Source organism: Streptococcus sp. (assembly GCF_019414905.1).
GTDB lineage: Bacteria > Bacillota > Bacilli > Lactobacillales > Streptococcaceae > Streptococcus.
In genome coordinates, this window is record NZ_DXLC01000311.1 from 1 (window position 1) to 1,742 (window position 1,742).

Annotated in this window: 4 protein-coding genes and 1 pseudogene; all 5 read right to left on the minus strand. The window is 41.0% G+C overall.

Translation table 11 applies throughout. The features are described 5' to 3' along the window. Positions 1-312 (minus strand): FAD-binding oxidoreductase (locus QZ359_RS09325; RefSeq protein WP_293965934.1); only part of this gene is annotated, 312 nt, incomplete at its 3' end. A 248-nt stretch (positions 313-560) separates the two neighbouring features. Continuing rightward, a complete protein-coding gene (locus tag QZ359_RS09330) occupies positions 561-941 on the minus strand; it encodes a VOC family protein (protein WP_261024516.1) in 381 nt (126 codons plus the stop codon). Positions 942-999: 58 nt separating this feature from the next. Next, complete coding sequence (rplT, locus tag QZ359_RS09335) at positions 1,000-1,359, minus strand: 50S ribosomal protein L20 (protein ID WP_000124834.1); 360 nt, start codon at positions 1,357-1,359, stop codon at positions 1,000-1,002. 51 nt (positions 1,360-1,410) lie between these two features. Next, on the minus strand, positions 1,411-1,611 hold the full coding sequence (rpmI, locus tag QZ359_RS09340) for a 50S ribosomal protein L35 (protein ID WP_001125943.1): 201 nt from the start codon (positions 1,609-1,611) through the stop codon (positions 1,411-1,413). Positions 1,612-1,643: 32 nt separating this feature from the next. Then, positions 1,644-1,742, minus strand: a pseudogene (locus QZ359_RS09345) (translation initiation factor IF-3); the annotation flags it as partial.

Sequence of the window (1,742 nt, forward strand, 5' to 3'; positions counted from 1 at the left end):
CTGAGGCCCCATCACATCAAGAGTATCTCCCTGCCTTAAGGTTGAAAAAATAGCTGTCCCAGCCCCCTCAATCCGATAAATGAGGTGGCACTGCTTGTTTGCCTTGTCAATAGACGAAATTGAAATAGGACGACGCAAGAGATGGGCGTCATCAGGCACACGCAGATGAAGAAATTGGCCTGCTCGCATGGCTTCAACCATTTCCCCTTCTAGGACTAATTCAAAGATTTTTGGCGCGATTTCCTCCTGTGAAACCACCTTCATGGTTTCCAATCGAATCGCACCCAAACGTTTCTTACATGTGGGATTCATGACTTTTCCTCCTTAAATTTTAAGGGGACCAGACAAAGAAAAGACCTTGCGATTGCAAGGCCTCAGTTAAAATCGTACAACAGAAGAGAGCACACTCAAAAAGTCTCCTCTAGAAAATTGCACTATTCTTTTATCTGACACCTTGTGAGTCTCTCTGGACTCCCCTTAAAGGTTAAATTTTTATTAGTATACTCTTTCAGCTAAAAAAAGTCAAGTAGAAAACGAACATTCTACTTGACTTCACGTGATTATTTTTCACGAATGACTTCGACCTTGTATCCATCAGGGTCTTTGACAAAGTAATAGTTAGGTGCAGTTCCTGGTAGACCATTTGGTTCAGTTACTTCATAGCCTTTGGCACTGTGCTCTTGATGAAGAGCTTCAAGATCAGGTGTACTGAGGGCGATATGGGCAAAGCCATCTCCAACCACATAAGGACCGTGATCGTAGTTATAAGTCAACTCCAATTCATAGTCGTCATCCTCAAGTCCTAGATAGACAATCGTGAAGGCATGGTCTGGAAAATCTCTGCGACGCAATTCTTTAAAACCAAAAGCATCTTGATAAAATGCGATTGATTTTTCAAGATTTTCTACTCGCAAGCAAGTGTGTAGCATTTTTGAAGCCATTTTTTTCTCCTTTATTTTTAAAAAGACTGGGACAATCCTGTTCCAGTCTTATCTGTTATTATTTACCAAGTTTTGCTTTAGCTGCATCTGCAAGAGCTGTGAAAGCTGCTGCATCGTTAACAGCCAAGTCCGCAAGCATTTTACGGTTAACTTCGATCTCAGCCAATTTCAAACCATGCATCAATTGTGAGTATGAAAGTCCGTTCATACGAGCTGCCGCGTTGATACGAGTGATCCACAATTTGCGGAAGTCACGTTTTTTCTGACGACGGTCACGGTATGCATAGTAGTAAGAGTTCATTACTTGTTCTTTTGCAGTACGGAACAAGATGTGTTTAGCTCCATAGTAACCTTTTGCTAATTTAAGAATACGTTTACGACGTTTGCGTGATACAACGCCACCTTTAACACGTGCCATGTTTTATTTCCTCCAAATATTTCCTAGAATTGTTTACTTACAGTCAAGCTATTATTTCAAGCGAGTAAGCATTGCTTTGATACGTTTGTAATCTCCTGAATGCACCATAGATGCTTTACGAAGATGACGACGTTGTTTCTTAGTTTTTCCGTGGAAACGGTGAGAAGTGTAAGCACGGAAACGTTTAAGTCCACCAGAACCTGTACGTTTGAAACGTTTAGCTGATGCGCGGTGTGTTTTTTGTTTTGGCATGATTTTTTCTCCTTTATTTAACTTTCTGACAATTATTTTTTGTCAGTCGCTGGCGCCAATTGCATGAACATTTGACGTCCATCCATTTTAGCACGTTGTTCGATGATGGCAATATCTTGAGTTGCTTCAGC

Excerpts from the sequence above, each read along its gene's own strand:
- QZ359_RS09330 (WP_261024516.1), bottom strand. The coding sequence starts at position 941 with ATGGCTTCAAAAATGCTACACACTTGCTTGCGAGTAGAAAATCTTGAA.
- rplT (WP_000124834.1), bottom strand. The coding sequence starts at position 1,359 with ATGGCACGTGTTAAAGGTGGCGTTGTATCACGCAAACGTCGTAAACGT.
- rpmI (WP_001125943.1), bottom strand. The coding sequence starts at position 1,611 with ATGCCAAAACAAAAAACACACCGCGCATCAGCTAAACGTTTCAAACGT.